Consider the following 26,483-nt stretch of genomic DNA (forward strand, 5'->3'; position numbering starts at 1 on the left):
AGCCGCTCCGCGCGCAAGCGCCGGGCGCGCGCGGCGTGGCGAAGTGCAACAGCCGATGGACAGGCCCGCGCCGCCGCGTCATCTGCTGGGTCATCCGCGGCCGGCCCGCCGCGCGGGATCGCCTTGCCCGGGACCGCCTTGCCCGGAATCGCCTTGCGGGCGTGTTCTGCTGTAGAGACGGCGGAACCGCGCCGCCGCACCCGGGGCACCCGCCGCGCGCCGTTCGCCCCATGACGCCACAGGAGGCTCCATGTCGCTCACCCGCCGCACGCTGATGCTGGCTCCGGCCGCCCTGCTTCCGCTGGCGCCGCTGGCCGCCGCCGCGCAGGGAGGGGGCGCCGCCGCGCCCATCAGCCTCGGCGAGCGGGCCACCGGCCCGGAGACGGCGCCCGTGACGGTGATCGAGTATTTCTCGCTCACCTGCTCGCACTGCGCCGCCTTCCACCGCGACACCTGGCCGCAGGTGAAGAAGGAGCTCGTCGGCACCGGCAAGATGCGCATGGTGTGGCGCGACTTCCCGCTCGACCAGCTGGCGCTCGCCGCCGCCCAGGTGGCCCGCGCCCTGCCGGCCGAGCGCTATGAGGGCTTCATCGGCGCGCTGCTGGCCAGCCAGGACCGCTGGGCCTTCGCCCGCGGCGCCGACAACGTGGCCGAGATCGCCAAGATCGCCGCGCTCGCCGGCCTCTCCCGCGCTCAGGTGGACGCCGCCATCGCCGACCAGGGGCTGCGCCGCGCCATCCTGGAAGGCCGGCTGAAGGCCGAGCAGGAGCACAATGTCAGCTCCACCCCGAGCTTCGTCTTCGGCAGCAAGGTGGTGCCCGGCGCGCTGCCCTATGACCGCTTCGCCCAGCTCGTCGGCGAAGCCTCCGGCGCTTGACCGAGCGGCTGGACATGGCGGGGGGCCGCCCCCCCGCCGACGAGACCCCGGACGGCGTGACGCTGCCCGGGCGGGAGATGGGACCGGAGATGGGCCCGGCCAGTGAAGCCGCCCCCGCCACCCCGCGCGACCCCGGGCAGGAGGCCGCCGCGCGCGCCGCCGCGCTGCGCGCCACGCTGACGCGGCTGCGCATCGCCGGCTTCAAATCCTTCGCCGAGCCCACCACCCTCGAGGTGCTGCCGGGGCTCACCGGCATCGTCGGCCCCAATGGCTGCGGCAAGTCCAACGTCGTCGAGGCGCTGCGCTGGGCGATGGGCGAGACCAATGCCCGCGCCATGCGCGGCGGCGAGATGGACGACGTCATCTTCGCCGGCACCGCCACGCGGGCGGGGCGCAACCAGGCCGAGGTGACGCTGCTGCTGGAGGATGCCTCCGGCCTGGCGCCGCCGCCCAACCAGTCCGCCGCCGAGCTGGAGATCACCCGCCGCATCGTGCGCGGGGAGGGCACCGGCTTCCGCCTCAACGGCCGCGAGGTGCGCGGGCGCGACGTGCAGACGCTGTTCGCCGATATCGGCTCCGGCGCGCGCTCCTCCGCCATGGTCAGCCAGGGCAAGGTGGCGGCGCTGATCGCCGCCCGGCCCGAGGAGCGGCGGCAGGTGCTGGAGGAGGCCGCCGGCATCGCCGGGCTGCGCGCCCGCAAGCACGAGGCCGAGCTGAAGCTGCGCCAGGCCGAGACCAACCTGACCCGCGCCGACGACCTGAAGGGCCAGCTCGAGGTGCAGCGCCAGTCGCTGCAGCGGCAGGCCCGGCAGGCGGCGCGCTACCGCAACCTCTCCGGCATGACGCGCGAGGCCGAGGCAGAGTATTTCGCCCTGCTGGTGGCGCGCGCCGCCCAGGCGCTGGAGGGCGGCCGGGCCGCCCACAAGGCCGCCCTGGCCGCGACCCGCGGCGCCGAGCAGGAAGCCGCCGCCGCCGCCACCCGCGCCTTCGCCGCCGAGCGCGCCCTGCCGGAGCCGCGCGAGGCCGAGGCCGTCTCGCGCACCGCGCTGGAGCGCCGCCGCGTCGAGCAGGAGGGGCTGGAGGCGGAGGAGCGCCGCGCCCGCGCCGCGCTGGAGGAGGCCGAGGGCCGCCTGGCGCAGCTGCGCGACGATCTCGGCCATGCCGGCCGGCTGGCCGGGGATGCCGCCGCCGCCGGGGCGCGGCTCGCCGCCGAGGCCGGCACGCTGGAGACCCTGCGCGACAGCCTGCCGCGCCGCGCCGCCGAGGCCGAGGCCGCCCGGCAGGAGGCCGCCGCCGCCGCCGAGGCCGCCGAGGCCGCCGCCGACCAGGCCGCGCAGGCCGCCGCCGAGGCCGCCGCCGAGGCCGGACGGCGCGAGGCGGAGCTGGGCGCGGCGCGGCAGCGCGCGGCGCGGCTGGCGCAGCAGCAGGATTCGCTCGCCGCGCAGCAGGCGGAGGCCGAGGCGGCCCGCGTGGCGCCGGAGGCCACCGCCGCCGCCGCCGCCGCGCATGACGCCGCCGCCCAGGCCCTGGCCGCCGCCCGCGCCCGGCTGGAGCAGGCCGAGGCCGCCCGCGCCGCCGCGCAGGAGGCGCACGCCACCGCCCGCCGCGCCAGCGCCGAGGCCGACGCCGCCCGCGCCCGCGCCACCGGGGAGCGCGATGCCGCCGCCGCCCGCGCGCGCCAGGTGGCGGAGCAGGTGGCGCGGCTCGCCCGCGAGCGCGACGCCGCCGCCGCCGAGCGCCCCGCGCCGGAGGCGCTGACCGCCGCCGCCACGGCCGCCACCGAGGCCGAGGCCGCGCTCGCCGCCGCCCGTGCCGCCCTGGCCGGCGCCGAGGCCGCGCGCGCCACGGCCGCCGCCGACCATTCCGCCGCCCGCGCCGCCGCCAGCACCGCCGAGGCCGCCCGCGCCCGCGCCGCCGCCGAGCGGCAGGGCCTGGCCGACCTGCTGCGCGCCCGCGCGCCGCGCGCCGCCGCGCCGGTGCTGGACGCCATCACCGTGCCGCCGGGGCTGGAGGCCGCGCTTGGCGCCGCGCTGGGCGAGGCGCTGGACAGCCCGGCCGACGCCGCCGCGCCGCGCCACTGGCGCGACCTGCCGCCGCTCGATGCCGCGCCGGCCCTGCCGGAGGGGGCCGAGCCGCTCGCCGCGCGGGTGGAGGCGCCGCCCGTCCTGGCGCGCGCCCTCTCCCAGGTGGGGCTGGTGCCGGACGAGGCCACGGGCGAGGCGCTGCTGCCACGCCTGCGCCCCGGCCAGAGCCTGGTCTCCGCCGAGGGCGCGCTGTGGCGCTGGGACGGGCATTGCGCCCGTGCCGGCGCGCCGAGCGCGGGCGCGGTGCGGCTGACGCAGCGCAACCGCCTGCGCGCCGCCGAGGCCGCGCTGGAGCAGGCCGCCGCCGCCGCCGGCACCGCCGCCGCCGCCGCCGAGGCCGCGCGCGACGAGGAGGCGCGCGCCGCCCAGGCCGAGGGTGCCGCCCGCGCCGCCCGCGCCACCGCCGAGACCGCCCTGGCGCGGGCACGGGAGGCGGAATCCCGCCTCGCCGCCGCCGCCGCCCGGGCCGAGGGCCGGCTCGCCATGCTGGGGCCGCAGATCGAGCGGCTGGAGACGGAGCTGCGCGCCGCCGAGGCCGCGCGCGAGGCCGCCGCCGCCACACTGGCCACGCTGCCCGACCCGGCCGCCGCCCGCGCCGCGCGGGACGAGGCGGCGCGCGCCGAGGCCGCCGCCCAGGCGGAGGAAACCGCCGCCCGCGACGCCCGCCGCAAGGCCGAGGCCGCCCTGGAGGCGGCGCGCGCCGAGGAGAGCCGGCTGGCCAGCCGCGCCGCCCAGGCGGAAAGCCGGCTGGCCGCGCTGGCGCCGCAGCTCGCCCACGCCGCCGAGGAACGCGCCGAGGCGGAACGCCTGCTCGAAGCGGCCGGGGCGGCGCTGGCCGGCGCGCCCGACCTCGCCGCCCTGCGCCGGGCGGTGGAGGCGGCCCGCCAGGGCCAGGCCGAGGCCCGTGCCCGCGCCGCCGCCGCGCGCGACGCCGCCGCCGCCCTGGCGGCCGAGGGCGAGCGCGCCGCCGCGCGGCTGTCGGCGATCGGCGCCGAGCGCGAATCCTGGGCCGGGCGCGAGGCCGAGGCGTCCGCGCGGCTGGAGGCGCTGCGCCAGCGCGCCGCCGAGGCCGAGGCGGTGCGCGAGGCCGCCGCCGCCGCGCCGGAGGAGGCGGCCGCCCGCCGCGCCGCCGCCGCCCGGCTGCTGGCCGAGGCGGAGGCCGAGCACGCCGCCGCCGCCACCCGCCTGCGCGCCGCCGAGACGGAGGACCGCGAGGCCGCCGAGGCCCGCCGCCGCGCCGACACCGCCTTTGCCGCCGCACGCGAGGCGCAGCTGCGCGCCGAGGCCGCGGCGCAGCAGGCGGAGGCCGCCGCCGCCGCCGTGGCGCAGCGCCTGGCCGAGCGGCTGGGCGACGCGCCCGCCCTGCCGCCGCCGCCCGGGGACCTCTCCGAGGCCGCCGAGGAGCGTGCCCGCCGCAAGGCCGAGCGGCTGGCCAAGGAGCGGGAGGATATGGGCCCGGTCAACCTGCGCGCCGACCAGGAGATGGCGGAGGTGGATCAGCGCATCGGCGCCATCGATGGCGACCGTGAGGAGATCGGTGCCGCCATCGCCAAGCTGCGCGGCTCGATCGGCCACCTGAACCGCGAGGGGCGGGAGCGGCTGCGCGCCGTGTTCGACCGGGTGGATGCCGAGTTCCGGGCGCTGTTCGGCAAGCTGTTCGGCGGCGGGCGGGCGCATCTGGCGCTGGTCGGCTCGGACGACCCGCTGGAGGCGGGGCTGGAGATCTATGCCGAGCCGCCCGGCAAGAAGCTCGCCACCCTCTCGCTGCTCTCGGGCGGCGAGCAGGCGCTGACGGCGCTCTCCCTGGTCTTCGCGGTATTCCGCTGCCAGCCGGCGCCGGTCTGCGTGCTGGACGAGGTGGACGCGCCGCTGGACGACGCCAATGTGGAGCGGCTCTGCGGCCTGCTGGAGGCGATGGCCGCCGAATCCGGTACCCGCTTCCTGGTGGTGACGCACCACCCGCTGACCATGGCCCGCATGCACCGCCTCTATGGCGTGACCATGCAGGAGCGTGGCGTCAGCCGGCTGCTCTCCGTGGATCTCGAGGCGGCGGTGGACATGGTGGAAGGCACAAGTTAACGCGTTCTTGAATGAAGGCGGGTAGCTTGCCATCCGGGGGCCTGGAGTGGGCGCCACACCGAAAGGCGAGATCATGCTGCGTCGCGAAGCCCTGTTCCTGGCTCCCGGTCTGCTCGTTCCAGGGCTCCGGCTGGCCGGTAGCGGGTGCGCGCAGGCGCAGGCCGCGGCTCCGGACGGCGCGGTGGAGAGCCGGGTGATCCTCAGCGTCTCCGGGCGGGTGGCCCCGGCCGAAGGCGGAGCGCACCCATTCTCCCTCTCCCGGCTGGAAGCGCTCGGCCTTGTCGCCCTGCGGACCGAGACGCCCTGGACGCAGGGGCCGCAGAACTTCTCCGGCGTGCCGCTGGAACGGCTGCTGGCGGCGGTGCAGGCCGGAGGCGAGACCCTGCGCTGCACCGCCATCAACCGCTACCAGATCGTGGTGCCACGCGAGGACGGCGCGCGGCACGGCGCCGTCCTGGCCACCCGGCTGGATGGCGAGCCGATGCGGGTGCGCGACCGCGGGCCGGTCTGGCTGGTCTATCCGTGGTCGGAGCGGCCGGCGCTGCAGAGGCCGCTCTTCTATGAGCGGTCCATCTGGCAGCTGCGCAGCATCGAGGCGGTGTAGCGGTGCCGCCGCACGCCGGCGGGCCTGCGGCGAAAGGCGGGGCCGGGCAGGGACACACCGGCGGGAGGGGCCTGCTGCGCTGGCTGTGGCAGGGGCGGCGCCTCGTGCGTCTCGGCCTCGGCCTGACGGCGCTGCTGTTCGTCATCTCCCTCGGCGCTTCGCTGGCGCATCTTCCCGGGAAGTACCGCCATGAAGCCAAGGTCCGGCGCAGCGCCCTCTGGCTGAGCAGCAACGCCGCCCTGGAGGCGGCGCAGTTCGAGAGCAACCTGCACCAATACCTGGGCGGCCGGCTGGACGCCGAGCGGCTGGAGGAGCAGTTCGAGGTGCTCTACAGCCGCATCATCCTGCTGCAGAGCGGCGATGGTCCCGAGGAATACGCCAACATGGAACGGCTGCACGCACTGGCGCCGGCCATGCTGCGCGACCTCGACGCCATGGAGGTGGCGTTGCGGGCCCTGATGGCGGGCGATCCTGCGGCGGTGGGGCGGATCGAGCCGACCCTGGCCCGACTCCGGGACCAGCTGCACGACACCAACCGCCACCTGCACCTGGAGCAGCGCCAGGCCGTGGACCATCTGCTCGGCGACCTGCGCGGCCTGAAATGGCTGTTCCTGTTCTGCGCGGTCGGGCTGCTGGTGTCGGTGGCGCTGCTGATCCTGATGCTGGCGCTGGAATCGCGCCGGGCGCACCGGTCCCTGACCAGCGCCCGCGCCGCCATGGCCCGGCAGGCGGAGGCGGAGCGCACGCTGCTCGCGCTGATGAACAGCCTGCCCGCCATGATCAGCGTCTTCGACCCGCAGGGCCGGCACCTCTTCGTCAACGAGGCCTATGCGCGCTTCCACGGCGTCAGCGAGGCGTCGGTGATCGGGCGGCGGCCGGAGGCGCTGGGCCTGCCGCCGGGGGATCTGGAGCGGCTGCCACAGGCGCTGGCCTGCGAAGGCCCGCTGCCCTTCCTGGAGCGGGCGATGACGGACCAGGGCGGGCAGCAGCGCGCCCTGCTCGGCACCGCCGTGGCGGTGGATGACGGCAACGGGGCGCCCGGGCGGGTGGTCTTCGTCTCCCTCGACATCTCCGACCGGAAGATGGCCGAGGAGCGGGTGCGGCACATGGCCGAGCACGACGTGCTGACCGGCCTGCCCAACCGGCTGCTGTTCGGCGAGCGGCTGAACAGGACGCTGGCCCAGGCGCTGGCCGGGGGAGATGGCGGCTTCGCCCTGCACGGCATCGACATCGACAACTTCAAGGCGGTGAATGACAGCCTGGGCCACCCGGCCGGCGACCAGCTGCTACAGGCCGCGGCCATGCGCATGCTGGGCTGCCTGCGGCCGGGGGACATGCTGGCCCGCATCAGCGGCGACGAGTTCGCGGTGATCCAGCCCGGCGTCCCCGACGCGTCCGAGGCGCGGGAGCTGGCGGCGCGGCTGGTGCGGGCGATGGCCGAGCCCTTCCACCTCGAGGGGCGCCCCCTGCATTCGGGGATCAGCGTCGGCACCGTGCTCGGCCCGGAGCATGGCAGGAGCGCCGCGGTGCTGCAGCAGCGCAGCGACATCGCCCTCTACCGCGCCAAGGCGGAGGGAAGGGGCCGCGCCGTGCTGTTCGACCCGGCCATGGAGGAGGCGCTGCAGGAGCGCCGGCAGCTTGCGCTGGAACTGGCCGAAGCCCTGCGGGCGGAGGCGCTGGCGCTGGTCTACCAGCCGAAATTCTCCATCGCCTCGCTGGGGCCGGTGGGCTGCGAGGCGCTGCTGCGCTGGAACCACCCGGTGCGCGGCCCCATCTCCCCCGCCCGCTTCGTGCCGCTGGCCGAGGAATCCGGCATGGCCGAGGCGTTGGGCCGCTACGTGCTGCGGCAGGCCTGCCGGCAGATCCGGCGCTGGCAGGAGGAGGGGCTGGAGGTGCCGGTGGCGGTCAACCTCTCCGCCAATCTCTTCGCCGGCGAACAGGCGGTGCGGATGGTGGCGGCGGCGCTGGAGGAGGGCGGGGTGCAGCCGCGCCTGCTGGAGATCGAGCTGACGGAAGGCGTCTTCATCCATAGCGCGGAGGCGGCGCAGCTGGCGCTGGAGGCGCTGCACCGGCTGGGCGTGCGCGTGGCGCTGGACGATTTCGGCACCGGCTACTCCTCGCTCGGCTATCTCCAGCACCTGCCCTTCGACGTGCTGAAGGTGGACCGCACCTTCGTGCGCGAGCTGCACCCCGAGAACTGCAACAGCCGCTGGATCGTCGACACCATCCTGCGGCTGGCGCGCGGCCTCGGCGTGCGGGTGGTGGCGGAGGGGGTGGAGACGGCGGAGCAACTCGCCGTGCTGCGCCAGCTGGGCTGCGACGTGGCGCAGGGATTCCTGCTGGGCCGCCCCATGCCGGCGGCCGAGATCGCGGCGCTCTACCGCCGCGGGGCGGTGCCGCGGCCGGTCGAGCTGGCCGGCCGCAATGCGTCATGCCCTTGACACCCCATGAACGCCCCCTTACGAGCCGTCCAGCCTTCCGGCGGGGGGACCGCAGGAGCAAGGGTGAACGAACGCGACGATTTCAACGAGCGCCTGAAGCAGGCCCGGCAACGCCAGGGTCTGGAGAAGGGTGCTGACAAGGCTGGCGGCGAGGGCTCCAACGCCCTTCCCGGCGGCGCGTTGCAGATCGGCATGCGGGCTGGCGTCGAGGTGGTTTCCGCCCTGATCGCCGGCGCCGGGCTCGGTTGGTTGCTTGACCGCTGGCTTGGCAGTTTTCCCTGGCTCTTCATGGTCTTCTTCGTGGTGGGTGGTGTCGCCGGGGTGATGAACGTCTATCGGCTGTTCAACCCCCGGACAGGCGCGCGCAAGTAGCACCGGATACGGGAGAGCCACAGTGGCCGCCGAAGGCAAGACGATCGACGCGCTGAGCCAGTTCGAGCTGACGCACGCCTTCGGGCCCATTGGCGCGGCGGTGAACTTCACCCAGTCCAACGCCCACATGCTGGTGGCGTCTGTGGTGATCGTGCTGGTCATGATCATGGGCATGGCGCCGCGCGCCGTGGTCCCGGGCCGTTTCCAGGCGCTGGCAGAGACCTTCTACGAATTCGTCGAGAACCTCGTGATCGGGCAGGTGGGGCATGAGGGGAAGCGCTACTTCCCCTTCGTCTTCGCCCTGTTCATGTTCGTGCTGTTCGGCAACGTGCTGGGGCTGTTCCCCTACGCCTTCACCTACACCAGCCACATCGCCGTCACCTTCGGCCTGGCTTTCCTGGTGTTCCTGGTGACGACGATCGTCGCGCTGGCGCTGCACGGCAAGAAGTTCTTCGGCTACTTCTTCCCCGAGGGCGCGCCGCTCTGGCTCGCCCCCATCATCGTGCCGGTCGAGGTGGTGTCCTACCTCTCGCGGCCGATCAGCCTTTCCGTCCGTCTGTTCGCCAACATGGTCGCCGGCCACGTGCTGCTGAAGGTGTTCGCCACCTTCGTCGTGCTGCTGGGCGGCCTGGGCATCGTCGGCCCGCTCCTCGCGGTGCTGCCGCTTTCGGTCAACGTCCTCCTGGTCGGGTTTGAACTCCTGGTGGCCTTCCTGCAGGCCTACGTGTTCGCCATCCTCACCAGCATCTATCTGCACGACGCGGTGCACCTGCACTGACGGGGTCAGTCCCCACAAGGGGGCCACGTCTCTACGGGACCCGCGTTTCGCGGACCAACATCAGATCAGCGAAGGGATCACTCTGATGGAAATCGTGCTTGCTGCGAAGGCGATCGGTGCCGGCATCGCCGTCCTCGCCCTGTTCGGCGTCGGCCTGGCGCTGGGCAACATCTTCTCGACGCTGATCGCGTCCGTGGCCCGCAATCCGGCCTCGCGCGACACCGTGTTCCCGATCGGCATCCTGGGCTTCGCCCTGACGGAAGCCGTGGCGCTGTTCGCGCTGCTGATCGCCTTCCTGATCCTGTTCACCTGATCCGGCCGGGGCGCGGCAGCCGCCGCGCCCCACCGAATCCGGGGCGCCAATTGCAGGGAAGCAGATGATGAAGCGGATGACCCTCGCCGGCGTGACGGCCGCGCTCTACAGCCTCGGTGCCCAGGCGATGGCGGCAACCGTGGCGCCCGGCGGCCTTGAGGCACAGTCGGTCGCGGCGGCGGAAGCCTCTGGCGGCGGCATGCCGCAGCTGGATTTCGGCAATCCGCTGATGCTCGCCCAGGTGGTCTGGCTGCTGATCATCTTCGGTGTCCTGTACTACGCGCTGGCCAATATCGCGCTGCCCCGCGTCGCCTCCGTGCTGGATGAGCGCCGCAACCGCATCGAGGGCGACCTCGAGGCCGCCCGCGCCGCCAAGGCCGAGGCCGACGCCGCCATGGAGGCCCACCGGGCCGCTACCGCCCGCGCCCGCGCCGAGAGCCAGACTGCCATCGCCGAGGCCACCCAGTCCGCCCAGGCCGACGCCGCCGCGCGCAGCGCCGCGCTGAACGAGCGCCTGAGCCAGCAGATCGAGGCCGCCGAGGCCCGCATCAACGCCGCCCGCGACACCGCCATGGGCGCGCTGCGCGAGGTGGCCACCGACACGGCGAATGCCCTGGTGCAGCGCCTGTCCGGAATCAAGAACGAGACCGCCGTCTCCGCCGCCGTGCAGCGCGAGCTGGCCACCCAGGGCAAGGCGTAAGGAGCGGGCACGATGCACCACTACGAGCATTTCTGGCTGAACCCGAAGTTCTGGGTCGCCGTCTCCTTCGTCATCTTCGTGGTCCTGCTGGGCCGCATGATCTGGGCGAAGGCGACCGAGGCGCTGGACGCCCGCGCCGCCAAGATCCGCACCGCCCTCGATGAGGCCGCGCGCCTGCGCGCCGAGGCCGAGGCGATGCGCCGCCAGGCGGAGGCCGACCGCGCCGCCGCCCTGGCCGAGGCCGAGACCCTGCTGGCCCGTGCCAAGGCTGAGGCCGAGCGCCTCGCCGCCGCGACCGCCGCCGAGGCCGAGGCCTCCGCCAAGCGCCGCGAGCAGATGGCGATGGACCGCATCCAGGCCGCCGAGGCAGGTGCCCTGGCCGAGGTGCGGCAGGCCGCTGCCACCGTGGCCGCCGCCGCGGCGCGCGAGGTGATCGCCGCCGAGCTGACCGCCGAGGCCGATGCCAAGCTGATCGACAGCGCGGTGGCCGACCTGCCGCGGGCGCTCCGCGCCGCCTGAGCGGCGCCCGGCAGCCACTGTCATGGAGAGGGGGCCGCGAGGCCCCCTTTTTTCATGGCCTCTCCAGGGCCGGGGGGTTTGCCTCGGCTCCCTGGCGGGAGTAACGATCCCGCCCCACCTCGCGGCCCAGGATCTTCCCGCCTTGTCCGATACGCCGTCACCGGTTCGCTTCGTCGCCAAGAACATGCGCCTCGATCTGCGGCTGATCGCGGAGATGATCCCGGCCGGGGCGAAGGTGCTCGACATCGGCTGCGGCGACGGTGCGCTGCTCGAGCACCTGGAGCGCGAGAAGAACGCCGATGCGCGCGGCATCGAGATCGACATGGCGCAGGCCACCGCCGCCGTGGCCCAGGGGCTCGCCGTGATCCATGGCGACGCCGACAACGACTTGGCCTTCTACCCGGACGACGCCTTTGATTATGTCGTGCTCTCCCGCACCATCCACGCGGTGGAGAAGCCGCGCGAGGTGCTGCGGCAGATGTTGCGAATCGGCCGGCACGCCCTCGTCTCCTTCCCGAATTTCGGCCATTGGGAGGTGCGGATGAAGCTGCTGCTCACCGGCCGCATGCCGATGACCGAGACCTGGGGCCGCCCCTGGCACGAGACGCCCAACATCCACCCCTGCACCATCCTCGACTTCATCGATCTGTGCGAGCGGGATGGCTACGCGGTGGAGGAGTGGCTGGCGGTGGACGAGAAGGGCCTGCGGGCGCCGTGGAAGCGCTCGGTGAAGCTGGCCAATTTGTTCGGGGAGCAGGCGCTGTTCCTGCTCAAGAAGAAAGAAGGCTAAGGGTTCTTTTTTGGAAAAAAGAACCAAAAAACTTTTGTCAGTTTAGCGCCAAGCCAAACTGACAAAGTCTTTTTGCTTCTTTTTCTTCAGAAAAAGAAGAATGCCTAGCTCATCGCTCCCCGCGCGGCGATCGGCCAGAGGCACTCCACCCGGCCGTTCCGCACGCCCACGAACCAGTCGTAGCGGTCGATCGTCGGGTCGCAATGCGCCGGCACCAGGCGCAGCTTCTCGCCGAGCTTCGGGCGGGTGCCGCCCTCCACCACCAGGTTGCCGTGCTCGTCCGAGGCGCCGGCGTAGCGCAGGCCGGGGCGCTGCCAGACCTTCGGGAAGCCCGAGTCGGTGGGCGCCGCCTTGTGGCCGGCATCCAGCACCGCCAGCTCCGGCTTCGGCGTGCTCATCACCTGCGAGAGCAGGAACAGCGCGTGGCGGAAGGGCGGCGCCTCCTCGTTGGCGGCGTAGTCCGCGTCCATGAAGGCGTAGGAGCCGGCCTGGATCTCGGTGAAGACGCCGCTCATCGCCTCGTGCCGGAAGGTGCCGGTGCCGGCGCCGCCGACGATGGCGCAATCCAGCCCCTGCTGGCGCAGCTGCTCCACGGTGCGCCTGGTGTGCTCCACGGCGCTGCCGATGGCCTCGGCGCGGCCTTCCGGGCTGCGGATGTGCTGGGCGCGGCCGTGATAGGCCTGCAGCCCGCCGAAGATCAGGTGTGGGCTGGCGGCGATGCGCTGCGCCAGGGCCACCGCCTCCGGCCCCGGGGCCACGCCGCAGCGGCCGGCGCCGACATCGATCTCCACCAGCACCGTCATGCGCAGCCCGGCGGCCTCGGCCGCCTGCTCGATCAGCGCGACGCCCGCCGCGTCGTCGGCGCAGAGCGCCACGCGGCTGATGGAGGAGAGGGCGGCCAGACGCGCCAGCTTGCGCGGCGCCACCACCTCGTTGCTCACCAGAATGTCCGGCACGCCGCCCCAGGCCAGGATCTCGGCCTCGGCCACCTTCTGCACGCATTGGCCGACGGCGCCGCGGCGCATCTGCTGCAAGGCCACCACGGGGGATTTGTGCGTCTTGGCGTGCGCCCGTAGCTTTGTGCCGGTCGGCGCCAGAAAGGCCGCCATGGCGTCCAGATTCGCCTCGAACGCGTCGAGGTCGAGGATCAGGGCGGGGGTGTCCACCTCCTCCTCGGGCATGCCAGGCTCGGCGGGGGGGCGTTGCAGCATGGGGCTTCCTCCAAGGCGCGGTGGGCGCGCTTCGATTTGTAACCTTTCGAGCCCTGGCGGGCTTTGGCCTGCTGGGTCACACCGCACCGCAGCACGATCTTTCCGGGCATCTCATGGACCGTTCCACGCCGCAAGGCATCCTGCTCGCCTTCCTGGCCTTTGCCGCATACGCCATCAGTGATGCCTCGGTGAAGCTGCTGCATGGCAGTCTTGGCGCCTATCAGGCCGTGTTCTTCGGCGCGCTCTCCGGCGTGGTGGCGCTGCCGCTGCTGCGGGCGCCCGGCGAGCGGCTGACCGACATCTTCCGCGCCCGCAGCCGGCCGATGTGGCTGCTGCGCGCCGGGGCCGCCTTCACCGGGGCGCTGGGCAGCGTCACCGCCTTCACCCATCTCTCGATGGCCGAGGCCTTCTGCCTGCTGTTCCTGATGCCGACCTTCGTCACCCTGCTCTCGGTGAGCTTCCTGGGTGAGGAGGTGGGCTGGCGGCGCTGGTGTGCCGTCCTCCTGGGCTTCGCCGGCGTGCTGGTGGTGTTGCGGCCCGGCTTCCGCGAGCTGAACATCGGCCATCTCGGCGCCATAGTGGGCGGGCTTTCCGGCGCCGTGACGGTGGTGATGATGCGTGCCCACGGGAAGAGCGAGTCGCGCCTCTCGCTCTATGGCGCCGGGCTGATCGGGCCGGTGGTGGGGTGCGGGCTGCTGATGCTGCCGGCCTTCGTCTGGCCCACGCCGGTGCAATGGGCCTTGCTGATGGGCTACGGGCTGCTGATGGCGACGGGGAACATCCTGGTGATGCTGGCCTCGCAGCGCATCCCGGCCAGCCTGGTGGCGCCGGCGCAGTACAGCCAGATGCTCTGGGCCATCGCCTTCGGCTACCTCATTTTCGGCGACCACCTGGAGCCGGTGATGGCACTCGGCGTCGCCATCATCATCCTCTCGGGGTTGATGACCTTCCTGCGCGAGCGGGTGCGCCGGCCGAAGGGCTGGGCTCGCGTACCGCCCGTCCATCCGCAGTAGGGCTCTTCAGGCCGCGCGCCAGCGGGGAACCGCCCAGGCGCGCGCCCAGCGGATGCCGCGCCGGGTCTCCACCCGCAGCGGCACCAGCCGGTAGGGCGGCCCCTCATAGGCGTGCAGTCGCGCCAGGGCCTTCGCTTTGGGCCGGATCAGCAGGCCCTGGACGTGGCCGCCAGGGTCTGGAAGCAAGGTGGGGAAGGGGGTGCCGCGCAGTCTGCCGCGCCGGTAGCCGTGGAGCATGGCGGGAATGGCCCGGCGGTGGAGGGTGCCGTCGCCCGACTGCCTCGCCAGTGTCCTGGCCTCCAGCAGCGTCCCATAGAGGAAGAGGCTCCCCCTGATGCCGGTCTCCGGGGAGCGGAGCCCCCCGGAGCAGATCCGTCTGTCCAGGGGGCGGAGCCCCCTGGACAGGCTCTCAGTGTCCGGCGTTCTCACCCGAGAAATCCGGCACGGCGAGGCCGGAGGCCGTCACCTGCTCGGCCAGCAGGGCCTTCAGGCGCTCCAGCCCTTCCTCGGTCTTGGCCTCGGCACGGGCGACGAGCACCGCCTGGGTGTTGGAGGCGCGCAGCAGCCACCAGCCATCCTCGGTCAGCACCCGCACGCCGTCCACGTCCTGCACATTGGCGCCGGAAGCGGCGAGACGGCCCTTCACCTCCTGGATGACGCCGAACTTGCGCTCATCCGGGCAGTCGAAGCGGAGTTCCGGGGTGTTGATCACCTTGGGCAGCGCGTCGCGCATCTGCGCCAGGCTCTCGCTGGCGCGCGCCACGATGCCGAGCAGGCGGATGGCGGAGTAGGGCGCGTCGTCGAAGCCGTACCACTTGTCGTTGAAGAAGATGTGGCCGGACATCTCGCCTGCCAGCGGCGACTTGGTCTCGGCCATCTTGGCCTTGATCAGCGAGTGGCCGGTCTTCCACATCAGCGGCGTGCCGCCCGCCTTGGCGACCTCGTCGAACAGCACCTGGCTCGCCTTGACGTCGGCGATGATGGTGCCGCCCGGATGGTTCTTCAGCACGTCGCGCGCCAGCACCACCAGGAGCTGGTCGCCGAACAGCATGTTGCCCTCGCCATCCACGGCGCCGATGCGGTCGGCATCGCCATCGAAGGCGATGCCGAGATCGGCGCCCTTGGCCTTCACCTCGGCGATGATCTGCTGGAGGTTCTTCAGCACGGTCGGGTCGGGGTGGTGGTTCGGGAAGTTGCCGTCGATCTCGCCGTTGATGACGGTGTGCTCGCCGGGCAGCTTCGCCACCAGCCGCTTGGTGATCTCGGCGCCGGAGCCGTTGCCCGGGTCCCACACCACCTTCAGCGCGCGGTCGCCGCCGTCATAGTCCTTGAGCAGCCGGGCGACGTAGTCCTCGGACACATCGACGCTGGTGGAGGAGCCGGAGGCCTCGGGCACCACTTCGCCGGCCGCGGCCATGCGGCCGATCTCCTGGATCTGGCTGCCGAAGAAGGGCTTCTTGCCCAGCATCATCTTGAAGCCGTTGTAGTCCGGCGGATTGTGACTGCCGGTGACCATGACGGCGCCGTCGGCGGAGAGGGAATAGGCGGCGTAGTAGAGCATCGGCGTCGGGCCGCAGCCGATGCGCGCCACTTCCAGGCCGCAGGCGACGAGGCCGGCGACGAGCTGCGCCTCCAGCTCGGGCGAGGAGAGGCGGCCGTCATAGCCCACCGCCACCTTCTTGCCGCCGCCGCGCGCGACGATGCTGCCGAAGCAGCGGCCGATGGCGAAGGCATCCGCGCCGGAGAGGGTTTTGCCGACGATCCCGCGGATGTCGTACTCGCGGAGCGAGGTGGGGTGGAACTCGTGGCGGAAGGCGGTCATCCGGGGATCCTTCTTCAGGGTCGGCCGATGGAGGAATAGTGGAACCCTGCCTCGCGCATGGCGGCGGGGTCCCAGACGTTGCGCAGGTCGCAGATGACGCGGCCGCGCATGGCGGATTTCAGCTTCTTGGGAGCGAGGGCGCGGAACTCGTTCCACTCGGTGATCAGCACCAGGGCGTCGGCGGCCTTGACGGCCTCCATCGCGCTGCCGGCGAAGTGCAGCGTATCGGGCAGCACCTGCCGGGCGTGGCCGGCCTGCGGGTCGTAGGCACGCACCGTGGCGCCGGCCGCGATCAGCGCCGGGACGATGACGAGCGAGGGCGCGTCGCGCATGTCGTCCGTCTCGGGCTTGAAGGTCAGGCCCAGCACGGCGATGGTCTTGCCCTCCACCGAGCCGCCGCAGGCGGCGATGACGCGCTCGGCCATCTGCGCCTTGCGCGCCTCGTTGGCGGCGATGGTCTGCTCGACGATGGTGGCGGGCGCGCCGAGCTCCTGCGCGGTGCGGGCCAGCGCCAGCGTGTCCTTCGGGAAGCAGGAGCCGCCATAGCCCGGCCCGGCATGCAGGAACTTGCGGCCGATGCGGCCGTCGAGCCCCATGCCGCGCGCCACGTCGTGCACGTCGGCCCCGGCCTTCTCGCAGAGATCGGCCATCTGGTTGATGAAGGTGATCTTCACCGCCAGGAAGGCGTTGGCGGCGTACTTGATCAGCTCCGCCGTCTCGATCGAGGTCGCCACCACCGGCGTCTCGATCAGGTAGAGCGGGCGGTAGAGCCGCCTCAGCACGGCCAGGGCGCGCTCGGATTCGGTGCCGATCACCACGCGGTCAGGCCGCATGAAATCGCCGATGGCGTTGCCCTCGCGCAGGAACTCGGGGTTGGAGGCGACCTCGATCTCGAGATCCGGGCGGGCAGCGCGGACGATCTCCTTGACCTTGCGGCCGGTGCCCACCGGCACGGTGGACTTCGTCACCACCACCAGGGGCCCCTCGGCCGCCCGGGCCACCTGCTCGGCGGCGGCGAAGACATAGGTGAGGTCGGCATGCCCGTCGCCGCGGCGGGTGGGGGTGCCCACCGCCAGGAACACCGCGTCGGCGCCGCGCACCGCCTGCTTCAGGTCGGTGGTGAAGGTCAGCCGGCCATCGCGCGCATTCTCCTCCACCAGCCGGTCCAGGCCCGGCTCGTAGATCGGGATGCGCCCCGCATGCAGGGCCTCGATCTTCCCCGCATCGGTGTCGACGATGCAGACATCGACACCGAACTCCGCGAAGCAGGCGCCCGAGACGAGGCCGACATAGCCGGCCCCGATCATGGCGATGCGCATCAGCCGGCCTCAGACATACTTCGGCAGGAAGTCGTGCACCGCCTTGGCGATGTCCGGCCGCTGCAAGGCGAAGGCGATCTGCGCCTCGAGGAAGCCCACCTTGTCGCCGCAATCGAAGCGGCGGCCCTCGTAGCGCAGGCCGTGGAAGGGCTGGGTGCCGATGAGCTTGGCCATCGCATCCGTCAGCTGCACCTCGCCACCGGCGCCCTTCTCCATCTTGGCGAGATGCTCCAGCACCTCCGGCATCAGCACGTAGCGGCCGATGACGGTGAGGTTGGAGGGCGCGTCCTCCACCTTCGGCTTCTCGACGAGGCCCTTGACCGAGACCAGGCGGCCCTTGTCCTCGGCGATATCCAGCACGCCGTACTTGTTGACGCGCTCCATCGGGACTTCCTCGACGGCCACGACATTGCCGCCGGTCTCCAGATAGGCGTCGGCCAGCTGCTTGGTGCAGGAGGTCTTGCAGAGCATCAGGTCGTCGGGCAGCAGGATCGCGAAGGGATCGTTGCCGATGAAGGCACGGGCACACCAGATGGCGTGGCCGAGGCCCATCGGCACCTGCTGGCGCACGGTGGTGATGCTGCCGGGCATCTGCGCCTGGGCGCGCAGCTCCTCCAGCACATCCAGCTTGCCGCGGCTTTCCAGGGTCTTCTCAAGCTCATAGGCCACGTCGAAATGCTCGACGATGGCAGTCTTGCCGCGGCCGGTGACGAAGCAGAACTGCTCGATGCCGGCGGCACGCGCCTCCTCGACCGCGTACTGGATCAGCGGCTTGTCGACGACGGGCAGCATCTCCTTGGCCAGGGCCTTGGTGGCCGGCAGGAAACGCGTACCCAGGCCGGCCACGGGCAGCACGGCCTTCTTCAACGGTTTCGTCACTCGGCTGGTCCTCCAGTCTGTGGTCGGTGCATTCGGCCACGGGGCGGTGGCGAAATTCAGGCTGTCCTGGCGCAGCATTGCCACGCCGCAACAGCCGCGGCAATTCATCGGTCAGACGTGATTCCGTGAATTCAACCTAGCAGAAGATCGCGGGCCCTGTTGAGTTGCGCGGCCAGCGCCGCAGAACCGCCACGATCCGGGTGCGCGGCCCGCATCAGCCGCCGGTGCGCGGCGCGGATGGCGGCCGCGTCCGCCCCTTCCTCCAGCCCGAGCAGGGCGAGGGCGGCGGCGCGGTCCATCTCCCCGGGGCCGGCCGCCTGGCCATGCCCGTGCTCCTGGTGGTACGCCGCGCGCCAGTCGGGCCAGGCGCGGTCCAGCCAGTTCTCCAGCAGCGGCACGCTTTCCGGGTCGCGCGCCTCGCATTCGCCCAGCAGGGCCAGCAGCTCGTCCTGCGCCAGCTCGCCCAGCTCCCGCCCCGCGAAGCGGCCCTCCCGCACCCGGCCGGAGAGCGTGCCGCTGGCAAGGTCCAGCCGCATGGCCAGCATGGCGGTGTTGAGGCTGGAAGCCTGCTCGCCCGGCGCCCCGAAGCGCCGCGCCTGCCGCCAGCCGCGCCAGAGCCGCAGCAGCAGCGGCGCCATGGCCAGCAGGGCCGGCATGGCCTGCGCCACCCGCCCGCTGTAGAGCAGCAGCCCGAAGGCGCCGAGGCCCACCACCGCCAGCAGGATGACGGCGGTGCGCTTCACCTGCGCCACGCTGGCGGTGGCGAAGCCCTGCGCCAGCGCCGCCAGCAGCACCAGCAGCGCCAGCGCGCCCAGCAGCCAGGTCATGGCCGCGCCATCACCGGGGCGGGGCCGGAAGCTGTGCCGCCAGGGTGCGGGCGGCGCTGCCCTGCAGCCGCGCCAGCGCCGCCCGGCCGCCGGCGGCGAACACCGCCACGGCGTTCAGCCACTCCCGCAGCGCGGCGGCGCTGCCGCCATCCAGCCGCCGGTGTGCGCCGCCCGAGAGCTTCGCCACCTGCCGCAGCACTCCGGTGGCCACCGGGTCCTCCCCCTCCTGGAAGACGAAGGCCGGCGTGCCGCGCAGGCCGAGCCGGCCGGCGGCGTGGCAGAGCGCATCCGCCTCTTCCTCCACCGCGTCCCCCACGAAGACCAGGGCGGCCACCTTCTCGCGCGCCGTCTCCGTCTCGGCATGGGCCAGCACGCGGCCGATCTGGGTATGGCCGCCCAGGCAGGAGACGCCGGACATGCGCCGCGCCAGGTCCCGCCCGTCGGTCAGGAAGGGGGTGGCGGCGAACTCGCCGAAGCCGCGGTAATAGGCCAGCTGCACCGCCAGCCCGCCATGCGCGGCGGCGGCCTGGAACATGTCGGCCTGCACGGCGCAGGCGCGGTCCCAGCTCGGCTGGCGGCTGGCCGTGGCGTCGATGGCGAAGATGAGGCGGCCGGGGCGGTGCGTGCCGGCGCGCACCGCCGGCAGGCTCTCCACCTGCTTCAGGAAGGCGCTCACGGCGGCCGAGGCGGGGCGGGCTGGAAGATTCGCCATGCCCCCAAGATGGGGCCTGCCGCGCCGGAAGCGAAGGCATCCGGCGCGGAGAAATCGGCCGCTCAGGCCTGGGTGGCGGCCAGCGCGGTGAGGTTGGCGATGCCGCGCGCGGTCACGCTCGGCACCAGCACGTGGATCGGCTTGTTCATGCCGAGCAGGATGGGGCCGAGCTGCAGCCCGTCCGCCGCCGCCTTCACCAGGTTGTAGGCGATGTTGGCGGCATCGAGGTTGGGCATCACCAGCAGGTTGGCGGAATCGGAGAGCGGGCTGTCGAGCACCGCCTTCTCGCGGATGGCCGGCACCAGCGCGGCGTCGGCGTGCATCTCGCCATCCACCTCCAGATCCGGCGCCTGCGCCTGGATCAGCTTCAGCGCCTCGCGCATCTTGCGGGCCGAGGGCGCGTTGCTGGCGCCGAAGGAGGAGTGGGAGAGCAGCGCCACCTTCGGCGTCAGGCCGAAGGCGCGCACCTGCTCGGCGGCGAGCAGCGTCATCTCCGCCACCTGCTCGGCGCTGGGTTCCACCAGCAGGTGGGTGTCGGCGAAGAACAGCGTGCCGGCGGGCAGGATGACGCCGGTGAGGGCATAGACGCGGCTGGCGTCGGCGCGCTTGCCGATGACATCGTGCGCCTGGTGCCAGTGGCGCATCCACTCGCCCTGGCCGCCGACGATGGCGGCATCGACCTGCCCCGTCTCCAGCAGCAGGGCGGCGGCGACGGTGGGGCGGGTGCGGACGAAGCGCTCGCAGGCATCGGGCGGCACGCCGCGGCGGCCGACCTTGGCGCGGTAGATATCGACCAGCGGCGCGAAGATGGCCGTGTCCTGCTCCGGGTCGAGCAGGCGGACGCTCTCGGCGAGGTCCATGCGCAGGCCCATGGCGCGCACCTTGGCCTCGATGACGGCGCGGCGGCCGATCAGCACCGGCTCGGCCATGCCGTCATCCAGCACGGACTGCACGGCGCGCAGCACGCGCTCATCCTCGCCCTCGCCATAGGCGACGCGCTTCGGCGCCTTGCGGGCGGCGAAGATGACGGGGCGCATCAGGTCGCCCGAGCGGTAGACGAAGCGCTCCAGCGTGTCCCGGTAGGCGGCGAAATCGGCGATGGGGCGGGTCGCCACGCCCGAATCCATGGCGGCGCGCGCCACGGCGGGGGCGATCTCCAGGATCAGCCGGGGGTCGAAGGGCTTGGGGATGATGTATTCGGCGCCGAACACCGGCGCGGTGCCGCCATAGGCGGCCACCACCACCTCGGAGGCCTCGATGCGGGCGAGGCGGGCGATGGCTTCCACCGCCGCCACCTTCATCGCCTCGTTGATCGTGGTGGCCCCCGCATCCAGCGCGCCGCGGAAGATGAAGGGGAAGCAGAGGACGTTGTTGACCTGGTTGGCGTAGTCCGAGCGGCCGGTGGCGACGATGGCGTCCGGCCGCGCGGCGCGCACCGCCTCAGGCAGGATCTCGGGCTCGGGGTTGGCCAGCGCCAGCACCAGCGGGCGGGGGGCGAGCTTGCCCAGCCACTCCGCCTTCAGCACGCGCGGCGCGGAGAGGCCGAGGAACACGTCCGCCCCTTCCAGCACGTCGGCCAGGATGCGGGCATCGGTCTCGCGCGCGTAGCGGGCCTTGTAGGGGTCCATCAGCTCGGTGCGGCCGGCATGGACCACGCCCTTGATGTCGGTGACCGTGATGTTGTCCCGGCTCGCGCCCATCGCCACCAGCAGGTCGAGGCAGGCGAGCGCCGCGGCGCCGGCGCCGGAGGTGACGATCTTCGCCTCGGCCAGCGTCTTGCCCTGCAGCAGCAGGCCGTTGCGCACGGCGGCGGCGACGATGATGGCGGTGCCGTGCTGGTCGTCGTGGAAGACCGGGATCTTCATCCGCTCCCGCAGGCTCCGCTCGATCTCGAAGCACTCGGGGGCCTTGATGTCCTCCAGGTTGATGGCGCCGAAGGAGGGCTCCAGCACCGCCACGGCATCGACGAATTTCTGCGGGTCCAGCTCATCGACCTCGAGGTCGATGGAATCGATGCCGGCGAATTTCTTGAAGAGGACGGCCTTGCCCTCCATCACCGGCTTCGAGGCCAGGGCGCCGATGGCGCCGAGGCCGAGCACGGCGGTGCCGTTGGTGATGACCGCGACCATGTTGCCGCGGGTGGTCATCTCATAGGCGGCGCGGGGATCGGCGGCGATGGCCTCGCAGGCGGCGGCTACACCGGGGGAATAGGCGAGCGCGAGGTCGCGCTGCGTGGCCATCCGCTTGGTCGCTTCGACACTGAGCTTCCCAGGGCGCGGCAGGCGGTGGTAGTCCAGCGCGGCCTTGCGGAAATCCTCGTCCATTGGCACCTCCGTGCCCCGGACGATGACGGAGCCGGAGCCTGTCCACAAGGACTGAAACCGGGTGGCAAGCGGGGCGAGCGAGTTAGGAAAAATATGCGGTCGAGAAGATTCGAACTTCCACGGGGTTGCCCCCACCAGCACCTCAAGCTGACGCGTCTACCATTCCGCCACGACCGCGTGTTGGACAGCAACAAGCTGGGGCGGGCATATAGCGGATGATCGCGGAGGCAGCAACAACCCCCATGACGTTTGATGTGGATATTTCGCCCGAAGCTGAAGCCGGCCCGGCGGCTGCCGCCGGCCACGCCCCCGAATGGCGCGTGGCCAAGGGGCTGACCGACTACCCCGCCGCCCTGGCGGAGATGCAGGCCCATGCCGCCGCCATCCGCGCCGAGGGCGCGCGCGAGCGGGTGTGGCTGGTGGAGCACCCGCCGCTCTACACCGCCGGCACCTCCTCGACGCCGGAGGGGCTGGTCGATGCCCGCTTCCCCGTCTACGCGGCGGGGCGGGGCGGGCAGTGGACCTATCACGGCCCCGGGCAGCGCACCGCCTATGTGATGCTCGACCTCAACCACCCGCATGGCGGCGTGCCGGCGCGCGACATCCGCGCCTATGTGCACGGGCTGGAGGAGTGGATCATCCGCGCCCTGGACCGCTTCAACGTGAAGGGCGAGCGGCGCGAGGGCCGCGTCGGCATCTGGGTGGCAGAGAAGGCGCCGGGCGGCTTCCTGGTGCGGGAGAACAAGATCGCCGCCATCGGCGTGCGCGTCACCCGCTGGGTGAGCTGGCACGGCATCGCGCTGAACGTGGAGCCCGATCTCTCGCATTTCGGCGGCATCGTGCCCTGCGGCATCCGCCAGCACGGCGTCACCAGCCTCGCCGCGCTCGGCCTGCCAGTCACCATGGCGGAGGCGGACAGCGCGCTGAAGGCCAGTTGGCAGGACGTTTTCGGCGGCGGGGCCGTGGCTTGAGCGGAACTTTACCTCAAATGGGGGATATTGCGCACTAGAATCGAGATTGATATGGGGCCTTACTGGGCTGTTCGGAGTTGGTGGCTGTTATGCTCGGCCGGAATGAAGTTCATGAAATCAAGAGTATATCGCTTGTTCTAGTTCTGGCTTCCGCGGTGCGTCGTCTCCTGGCCCCTTCCGCGACCCGCATCGTTCCCGTCCCTGCTGTCTTCGTTCCGGGCGGATGGCTCGCCGCAGCCTGATGCGCGGCCAGCCGCTTGCCGGGCGGCGCCCGCCGCGCCTCCAGCCAGGACCCTCCATGCCCATCGCTCCCCTGTATCCGCCTGATGTTCCCGCCATCGAGGGTCTGGTCGCCGAGCTGCTGAACCGGATCGGATGCGGCGCCGCCCTGCTGCGGGCCGACGGGGCCGTCCTGCTGACCAACGCGCATCTGAACGCAATGCTTGGAGATGGCCTGCTGCTGCGGGAGGACCGGCTGGTGGCCGCCGCCCCGCGCAGCCAGGGGGCGCTGGACAGCATGCTGGCCATGCCGGACGTGCCCGCCGGCACGGCATGGGAGACGAATTTCCTCGCCCTGCCGCAGCCTTCGGGCCTGCGGCCGCTGCTGTTGCGCGCCTGCCGCCTTCCGCCTGGCACCGTGCTGCCCGGCCAGCGTGGCGAGCAGGGGCGGGTGGCGACCTTGCTGCTCGTCTTCATGCCGGAGCAGGACCTGCCAAGCCCCGAACTGCCCCTGCGCATGATGGGGCTGACGGCGGCCGAGGCACGGCTGGCCGCGCAGGTCGGGCGTGGCGTGACGCCGGAAGAGGCCAGCCGGCAGCTCGGCATCACGGTGGGCACGGCGCGCTATGTGCTGAAGGTCGTCTTCGGCAAGCTCGGCGTCTCGCGGCAGAGCCGGCTCGCTCTCCTCACCGCCAGGCTGGCGGCGATGTCGGGGGGAGAATAGCGCCCGGCCGCCCGGCTCCGCCCCCCCCTTCCAGGCTGCGCCGGGGGGCGCGGCGCGTTGCGGCTTCCCCTTCATCATGCGATCATCGGATGAGTGCGGGAAGAGGAATAACCGGGAATGTCAGCGAAGGCAGGGATGGGGCTGGGCGTGTCCATGGGCCGGGAGGCCGGGCTGTGAGCGCCGCGCTGGAACAGCAGGCCGCGACGCCGCGCTACCCCGCCACGGCCCTGGTCGGGTCCGCCGCCGCCCTCTTCGCCGCCGCCGGCGTGCCGGCGGACAAGGCCAGGGTGATGGCCGAGGTGCTGGTCGAGTCCGACCTGATGGGCCACATCACCCACGGCCTCGGCCTGCTGCCCAAGTACATGGACGACATCGCCGCCGGCGTGATGACGCTGGAGGGCGAGCCGGCGGTGCTTTCCGACCGTGGCGCCTGCCTGACCTGGGATGGCCGTGGCCTGCCGGGCGGCTGGCTGACCATGAAGGCGCTGGACATCGCCATGGAGCGGGTGAAGACCCATGGCACGGTGTCCATCGCCATCGGCAACAGCCACCATATCGGCTGCCTCGCCGTCTATCCGGCGAAGGCGGCGGCGCGCGGGCTGCTCTGCATCCTGCACAGCTCCGCCCCCGGCACGGCGAGCGTGGCGCCCTTCGGCGCCCGCCAGGGCGTGCTGGCGCCGGACCCGATGGCGGCCGGCTTCCCCACCGGCGGCACCCCCGTGGTGCTCGACATCAGCGCCTCCATCACCACCAACAACATGAGCCTGCGGCTGATCCGCGAGGGCAAGCGCTTCCCGCACCAATGGCTGCTGGACGCCGAGGGCAACCCGAGCGACGATCCCAACGTGGTGTTCCAGGGCGGCGCCATCCAGCCGGCCGGCGGGCTGGACCACGGCCAGAAGGGCTATGGCTGGGCCCTGCTGACCGAGGCGCTGACCCAGGGCCTGCCGGGCCATGGCCGCGCCGACGGCGCCCGCAACATGATGGCCGGCGTGTTCCTGCAGGTGATCGACCCCGAGGCCTTCGCCGGCCTGTCCGCCTTCGAGCGGCAGACCGGCCACACCGCCGCCGCCTGCCGCGCCGCGGCGCCGCGCCCCGGCATCGGCCGCGTGCGGCTGCCGGGCGAGAAGGGGCTGGCGCACCGCGACGATGCGCTGGAGCAGGGCGTGCCGCTGGCGCCCGGCATCATGGAGGGGTTGCGCCCGCTGGCCGAGCGGCACGGCGTCGCCCTGCCGGAGCCGCTGCCGGCCTGAGACGCACCCGCCGGCCGATACGAACCAAGAAAAACGTCCAAGGAAGCCTGCCCCATGTCCCTCATCGACCTGAGCGCCAAGCGCCTGAACGGCCCCGTCATCCGCCTGCACCCGAATGACAACGTGGTGGTGGCGCGCATCCCCGTCGAAGCGGGCACCTCCATCCCCGGCGAGAACATCGTGGCGCGGGAGGCGGTGCAGGCGGGCTACAAGATCGCCACCCGGCACCTGCGCAAGGGCGAGCCGATCCTCAAGTACAACGTCACCATCGGCTTCGCGGCCGAGGACATGCCGGCCGGCACCATGCTGCACGGCCACAACATCACCTTCACCGAGTTCGACCGCGACTACGCCTTCTGCCAGGACTACGAGCCGCTGCAGATGGTGCCGGAGGCGGAGCGCGCCACCTTCCAGGGCATCGTCCGCGCCGATGGGCGCGTCGGCACCCGCAACTACATCGGCATCGTCTCCACGGTGAACTGCTCGGCCACCGTGGTGCAGAACATCGCCGACCACTTCACCAGCGAGCGCCTGGCCGAGTTCCCCAATGTCGACGGCGTCGCCGCCTTCACGCACCAGACCGGCTGCGGCATGGAGCTCTCCGGCGAGCCGATGCAGCTGCTGCGCCGCACGCTGGCGGGCTATATCCGCCACCCCAACATCGCCGCCGTGCTGGTCATCGGCCTGGGCTGCGAGCGCAACCAGATCACCGGGCTGATGCAGGAGCACGGCCTCGCCGCCAGCGACAAGCTGCGCCACTTCACCATGCAGGAGACGGGCGGCACCCGGAAGAGCATCGAGGCCGGCATCGCCGCGGTGCGCGAGATGCTGGTGGAGGCCAATCAGGTCACGCGGCAGACCGTGCCGGCCAGCCACATCATGGTGGGGCTGCAATGCGGCGGCTCGGACGGCTTCTCCTCCATCACCGCCAACCCGGCCCTCGGCCACGCCATGGACATCCTGACGCGCCATGGCGGCACCGCCATCCTCTCCGAGACGCCGGAGATCTACGGCGTGGAGCACACGCTGACGCGCCGCGCCGCCAACCGCGCCGTGGGCGAGAAGCTGATCGAGCGCATCCGCTGGTGGAAGGACGAATACGCCGCCGGGCGCGACACCCAGATCAACGGCGTGGTCAGCCCCGGCAACCAGGCCGGCGGGCTCGCCAACATCTTCGAGAAGTCGCTCGGCTCCTCGATGAAGGGCGGCACCGGGCCGCTGATGGAAGTCTACAAATACGCCGAGCCGGTAACGACGCCGGGCTTCGTCTTCATGGACAGCCCGGGCTTCGACCCGGTCTCCGCCACCGGGCAGGTGGCGGGCGGCGCCAATGTCATCTGCTTCACCACCGGCCGCGGCTCGATGTTCGGCTGCAAGCCGGCGCCCTCCATCAAGCTCGCCACCAACACGCCCATGTTCCGTCGGCTGGAGGAGGACATGGACATCAATTGCGGCGAGATCCTCGACGGCACCGCCTCGCTCCAGGAAATGGGGCAGAAGATCTTCGAGCACATCCTGCGCGTCGCCTCGGGCGAGAAGAGCAAGAGCGAAGATCTCGGCCTCGGCAAGCACGAGTTCGTGCCGTGGCAGATCGGCATCATGGGGTGACAGGGGGAGGAAAGGCCGGGGGAAGGAATTCCCCCGGGCCCCCA

At 72.4% G+C, this 26,483-nt stretch carries 23 protein-coding genes and 1 tRNA gene; 15 read left to right on the plus strand and 9 right to left on the minus strand.

The window, feature by feature from the left end; translation table 11 throughout:
* Positions 1-250 precede the first annotated feature (250 nt).
* The 10 genes from CR165_RS17610 (at position 251) to metW (ending at position 11,557) form a co-directional block, all read left to right on the plus strand.
* The gene (locus tag CR165_RS17610) at positions 251-877 is read left to right on the plus strand and encodes a DsbA family protein (RefSeq protein ID WP_109518255.1); all 627 of its coding nucleotides are present in this window, start codon (positions 251-253) and stop codon (positions 875-877) included.
* Positions 874-5,040, plus strand: a complete 4,167-nt coding sequence (locus CR165_RS17615; RefSeq protein WP_245906547.1) for a chromosome segregation SMC family protein — start codon at positions 874-876, stop codon at positions 5,038-5,040. Before CR165_RS17610 ends, CR165_RS17615 begins: the two co-directional genes overlap by 4 nt.
* Before the next feature lie 73 nt (positions 5,041-5,113).
* Positions 5,114-5,644, plus strand: a complete 531-nt coding sequence (locus CR165_RS17620; protein ID WP_146201936.1) for an oxidoreductase — start codon at positions 5,114-5,116, stop codon at positions 5,642-5,644.
* 104 nt (positions 5,645-5,748) lie between these two features.
* Positions 5,749-8,085, plus strand: coding sequence for a putative bifunctional diguanylate cyclase/phosphodiesterase (locus CR165_RS17625; RefSeq protein WP_146201937.1), 2,337 nt, complete (start codon positions 5,749-5,751; stop codon positions 8,083-8,085).
* Between the two features lie 63 nt (positions 8,086-8,148).
* On the plus strand, positions 8,149-8,457 hold the full coding sequence (locus CR165_RS17630) for an AtpZ/AtpI family protein (RefSeq protein WP_109518258.1): 309 nt from the start codon (positions 8,149-8,151) through the stop codon (positions 8,455-8,457).
* Positions 8,458-8,479: 22 nt separating this feature from the next.
* Positions 8,480-9,235, plus strand: a complete 756-nt coding sequence (locus CR165_RS17635) for a F0F1 ATP synthase subunit A (protein ID WP_109518259.1) — start codon at positions 8,480-8,482, stop codon at positions 9,233-9,235.
* A gap of 85 nt (positions 9,236-9,320) precedes the next feature.
* Positions 9,321-9,548 (plus strand): ATP synthase subunit C family protein, encoded by a 228-nt coding sequence (locus CR165_RS17640; protein ID WP_076959667.1) that lies wholly within the window; start codon positions 9,321-9,323, stop codon positions 9,546-9,548.
* 67 nt (positions 9,549-9,615) lie between these two features.
* Positions 9,616-10,248 carry a F0F1 ATP synthase subunit B family protein gene (locus CR165_RS17645; protein WP_245906549.1) on the plus strand — a complete coding sequence of 211 codons (633 nt, stop codon included), beginning with the start codon at positions 9,616-9,618 and terminating at the stop codon, positions 10,246-10,248.
* Positions 10,249-10,260: 12 nt separating this feature from the next.
* Positions 10,261-10,767, plus strand: coding sequence for a F0F1 ATP synthase subunit B family protein (locus CR165_RS17650; protein ID WP_109518260.1), 507 nt, complete (start codon positions 10,261-10,263; stop codon positions 10,765-10,767).
* A gap of 184 nt (positions 10,768-10,951) precedes the next feature.
* On the plus strand, positions 10,952-11,557 hold the full coding sequence (gene metW, locus CR165_RS17655) for a methionine biosynthesis protein MetW (protein ID WP_109518327.1): 606 nt from the start codon (positions 10,952-10,954) through the stop codon (positions 11,555-11,557).
* Between the two features lie 104 nt (positions 11,558-11,661).
* On the opposite strand, the gene CR165_RS17660 is transcribed toward metW, so the two are convergent.
* Positions 11,662-12,768 carry a DSD1 family PLP-dependent enzyme gene (locus CR165_RS17660; protein ID WP_109518261.1) on the minus strand — a complete coding sequence of 369 codons (1,107 nt, stop codon included), beginning with the start codon at positions 12,766-12,768 and terminating at the stop codon, positions 11,662-11,664.
* A 113-nt stretch (positions 12,769-12,881) separates the two neighbouring features.
* On the opposite strand from CR165_RS17660, the gene CR165_RS17665 reads away from it, so the two are divergent.
* On the plus strand, positions 12,882-13,781 hold the full coding sequence (locus CR165_RS17665; RefSeq protein ID WP_109518262.1) for a DMT family transporter: 900 nt from the start codon (positions 12,882-12,884) through the stop codon (positions 13,779-13,781).
* Between the two features lie 6 nt (positions 13,782-13,787).
* Here CR165_RS17665 and CR165_RS17670 read toward each other — a convergent pair whose 3' ends face one another.
* From CR165_RS17670 to CR165_RS17705, 8 genes are all read right to left on the minus strand, one after another.
* On the minus strand, positions 13,788-14,210 hold the full coding sequence (locus CR165_RS17670; protein WP_181378219.1) for a gamma-glutamylcyclotransferase family protein: 423 nt from the start codon (positions 14,208-14,210) through the stop codon (positions 13,788-13,790).
* On the minus strand, positions 14,191-15,603 hold the full coding sequence (gene pgmG, locus CR165_RS17675; protein WP_109518264.1) for a phosphoglucomutase/phosphomannomutase PgmG: 1,413 nt from the start codon (positions 15,601-15,603) through the stop codon (positions 14,191-14,193). Before pgmG ends, CR165_RS17670 begins: the two co-directional genes overlap by 20 nt.
* Positions 15,604-15,617: 14 nt before the next feature.
* Positions 15,618-16,922 (minus strand): UDP-glucose dehydrogenase family protein, encoded by a 1,305-nt coding sequence (locus tag CR165_RS17680; RefSeq protein WP_109518265.1) that lies wholly within the window; start codon positions 16,920-16,922, stop codon positions 15,618-15,620.
* A 9-nt stretch (positions 16,923-16,931) separates the two neighbouring features.
* Positions 16,932-17,801, minus strand: coding sequence for a UTP--glucose-1-phosphate uridylyltransferase GalU (galU, locus tag CR165_RS17685; protein WP_109518266.1), 870 nt, complete (start codon positions 17,799-17,801; stop codon positions 16,932-16,934).
* 131 nt (positions 17,802-17,932) lie between these two features.
* Complete coding sequence (locus CR165_RS17690; protein WP_109518267.1) at positions 17,933-18,628, minus strand: J domain-containing protein; 696 nt, start codon at positions 18,626-18,628, stop codon at positions 17,933-17,935.
* A gap of 10 nt (positions 18,629-18,638) precedes the next feature.
* On the minus strand, positions 18,639-19,340 hold the full coding sequence (locus CR165_RS17695) for a hypothetical protein (protein ID WP_109518268.1): 702 nt from the start codon (positions 19,338-19,340) through the stop codon (positions 18,639-18,641).
* Positions 19,341-19,402: 62 nt separating this feature from the next.
* Entirely contained in the window at positions 19,403-21,664 is a 2,262-nt protein-coding gene (locus CR165_RS17700; protein ID WP_109518269.1) for an NADP-dependent malic enzyme, read from the minus strand.
* 94 nt (positions 21,665-21,758) lie between these two features.
* Positions 21,759-21,841, minus strand: a tRNA-Leu gene (locus tag CR165_RS17705).
* Positions 21,842-21,906: 65 nt separating this feature from the next.
* Between CR165_RS17705 and lipB the strand changes: the two genes are divergently transcribed.
* The 4 genes from lipB to CR165_RS17725 all read left to right on the plus strand — a co-directional run bounded on the left by lipB (position 21,907) and on the right by CR165_RS17725 (position 26,439).
* Positions 21,907-22,635 (plus strand): lipoyl(octanoyl) transferase LipB, encoded by a 729-nt coding sequence (lipB, locus tag CR165_RS17710; protein WP_109518270.1) that lies wholly within the window; start codon positions 21,907-21,909, stop codon positions 22,633-22,635.
* Between the two features lie 298 nt (positions 22,636-22,933).
* Complete coding sequence (locus CR165_RS17715) at positions 22,934-23,578, plus strand: helix-turn-helix transcriptional regulator (protein WP_109518271.1); 645 nt, start codon at positions 22,934-22,936, stop codon at positions 23,576-23,578.
* A 173-nt stretch (positions 23,579-23,751) separates the two neighbouring features.
* On the plus strand, positions 23,752-24,831 hold the full coding sequence (locus tag CR165_RS17720; protein ID WP_245906552.1) for an Ldh family oxidoreductase: 1,080 nt from the start codon (positions 23,752-23,754) through the stop codon (positions 24,829-24,831).
* A gap of 54 nt (positions 24,832-24,885) precedes the next feature.
* Entirely contained in the window at positions 24,886-26,439 is a 1,554-nt protein-coding gene (locus tag CR165_RS17725; protein WP_109518273.1) for a UxaA family hydrolase, read from the plus strand.
* Positions 26,440-26,483: the final 44 nt, after the last annotated feature.

The organism is Teichococcus aestuarii (assembly GCF_003116135.1).
GTDB classification, from domain to species: Bacteria; Pseudomonadota; Alphaproteobacteria; order Acetobacterales; family Acetobacteraceae; genus Pseudoroseomonas; species Pseudoroseomonas aestuarii.

What these genes read in the sequence shown, in the direction of transcription:
- CR165_RS17645 (WP_245906549.1), top strand. Translation starts at nt 9,616, where the DNA reads ATGAAGCGGATGACCCTCGCCGGCGTGACGGCCGCGCTCTACAGCCTC.
- CR165_RS17680 (WP_109518265.1), bottom strand. Translation starts at nt 16,922, where the DNA reads ATGCGCATCGCCATGATCGGGGCCGGCTATGTCGGCCTCGTCTCGGGC.
- CR165_RS17660 (WP_109518261.1), bottom strand. Translation starts at nt 12,768, where the DNA reads ATGCTGCAACGCCCCCCCGCCGAGCCTGGCATGCCCGAGGAGGAGGTG.
- CR165_RS17620 (WP_146201936.1), top strand. Translation starts at nt 5,114, where the DNA reads ATGCTGCGTCGCGAAGCCCTGTTCCTGGCTCCCGGTCTGCTCGTTCCA.
- metW (WP_109518327.1), top strand. Translation starts at nt 10,952, where the DNA reads ATGCGCCTCGATCTGCGGCTGATCGCGGAGATGATCCCGGCCGGGGCG.
- pgmG (WP_109518264.1), bottom strand. Translation starts at nt 15,603, where the DNA reads ATGACCGCCTTCCGCCACGAGTTCCACCCCACCTCGCTCCGCGAGTAC.
- CR165_RS17640 (WP_076959667.1), top strand. Translation starts at nt 9,321, where the DNA reads ATGGAAATCGTGCTTGCTGCGAAGGCGATCGGTGCCGGCATCGCCGTC.
- CR165_RS17690 (WP_109518267.1), bottom strand. Translation starts at nt 18,628, where the DNA reads ATGACCTGGCTGCTGGGCGCGCTGGCGCTGCTGGTGCTGCTGGCGGCG.
- CR165_RS17715 (WP_109518271.1), top strand. Translation starts at nt 22,934, where the DNA reads ATGCCCATCGCTCCCCTGTATCCGCCTGATGTTCCCGCCATCGAGGGT.
- CR165_RS17700 (WP_109518269.1), bottom strand. Translation starts at nt 21,664, where the DNA reads ATGGACGAGGATTTCCGCAAGGCCGCGCTGGACTACCACCGCCTGCCG.
- lipB (WP_109518270.1), top strand. Translation starts at nt 21,907, where the DNA reads ATGACGTTTGATGTGGATATTTCGCCCGAAGCTGAAGCCGGCCCGGCG.
- CR165_RS17665 (WP_109518262.1), top strand. Translation starts at nt 12,882, where the DNA reads ATGGACCGTTCCACGCCGCAAGGCATCCTGCTCGCCTTCCTGGCCTTT.
- CR165_RS17695 (WP_109518268.1), bottom strand. Translation starts at nt 19,340, where the DNA reads ATGGCGAATCTTCCAGCCCGCCCCGCCTCGGCCGCCGTGAGCGCCTTC.
- CR165_RS17650 (WP_109518260.1), top strand. Translation starts at nt 10,261, where the DNA reads ATGCACCACTACGAGCATTTCTGGCTGAACCCGAAGTTCTGGGTCGCC.
- CR165_RS17725 (WP_109518273.1), top strand. Translation starts at nt 24,886, where the DNA reads ATGTCCCTCATCGACCTGAGCGCCAAGCGCCTGAACGGCCCCGTCATC.
- CR165_RS17610 (WP_109518255.1), top strand. Translation starts at nt 251, where the DNA reads ATGTCGCTCACCCGCCGCACGCTGATGCTGGCTCCGGCCGCCCTGCTT.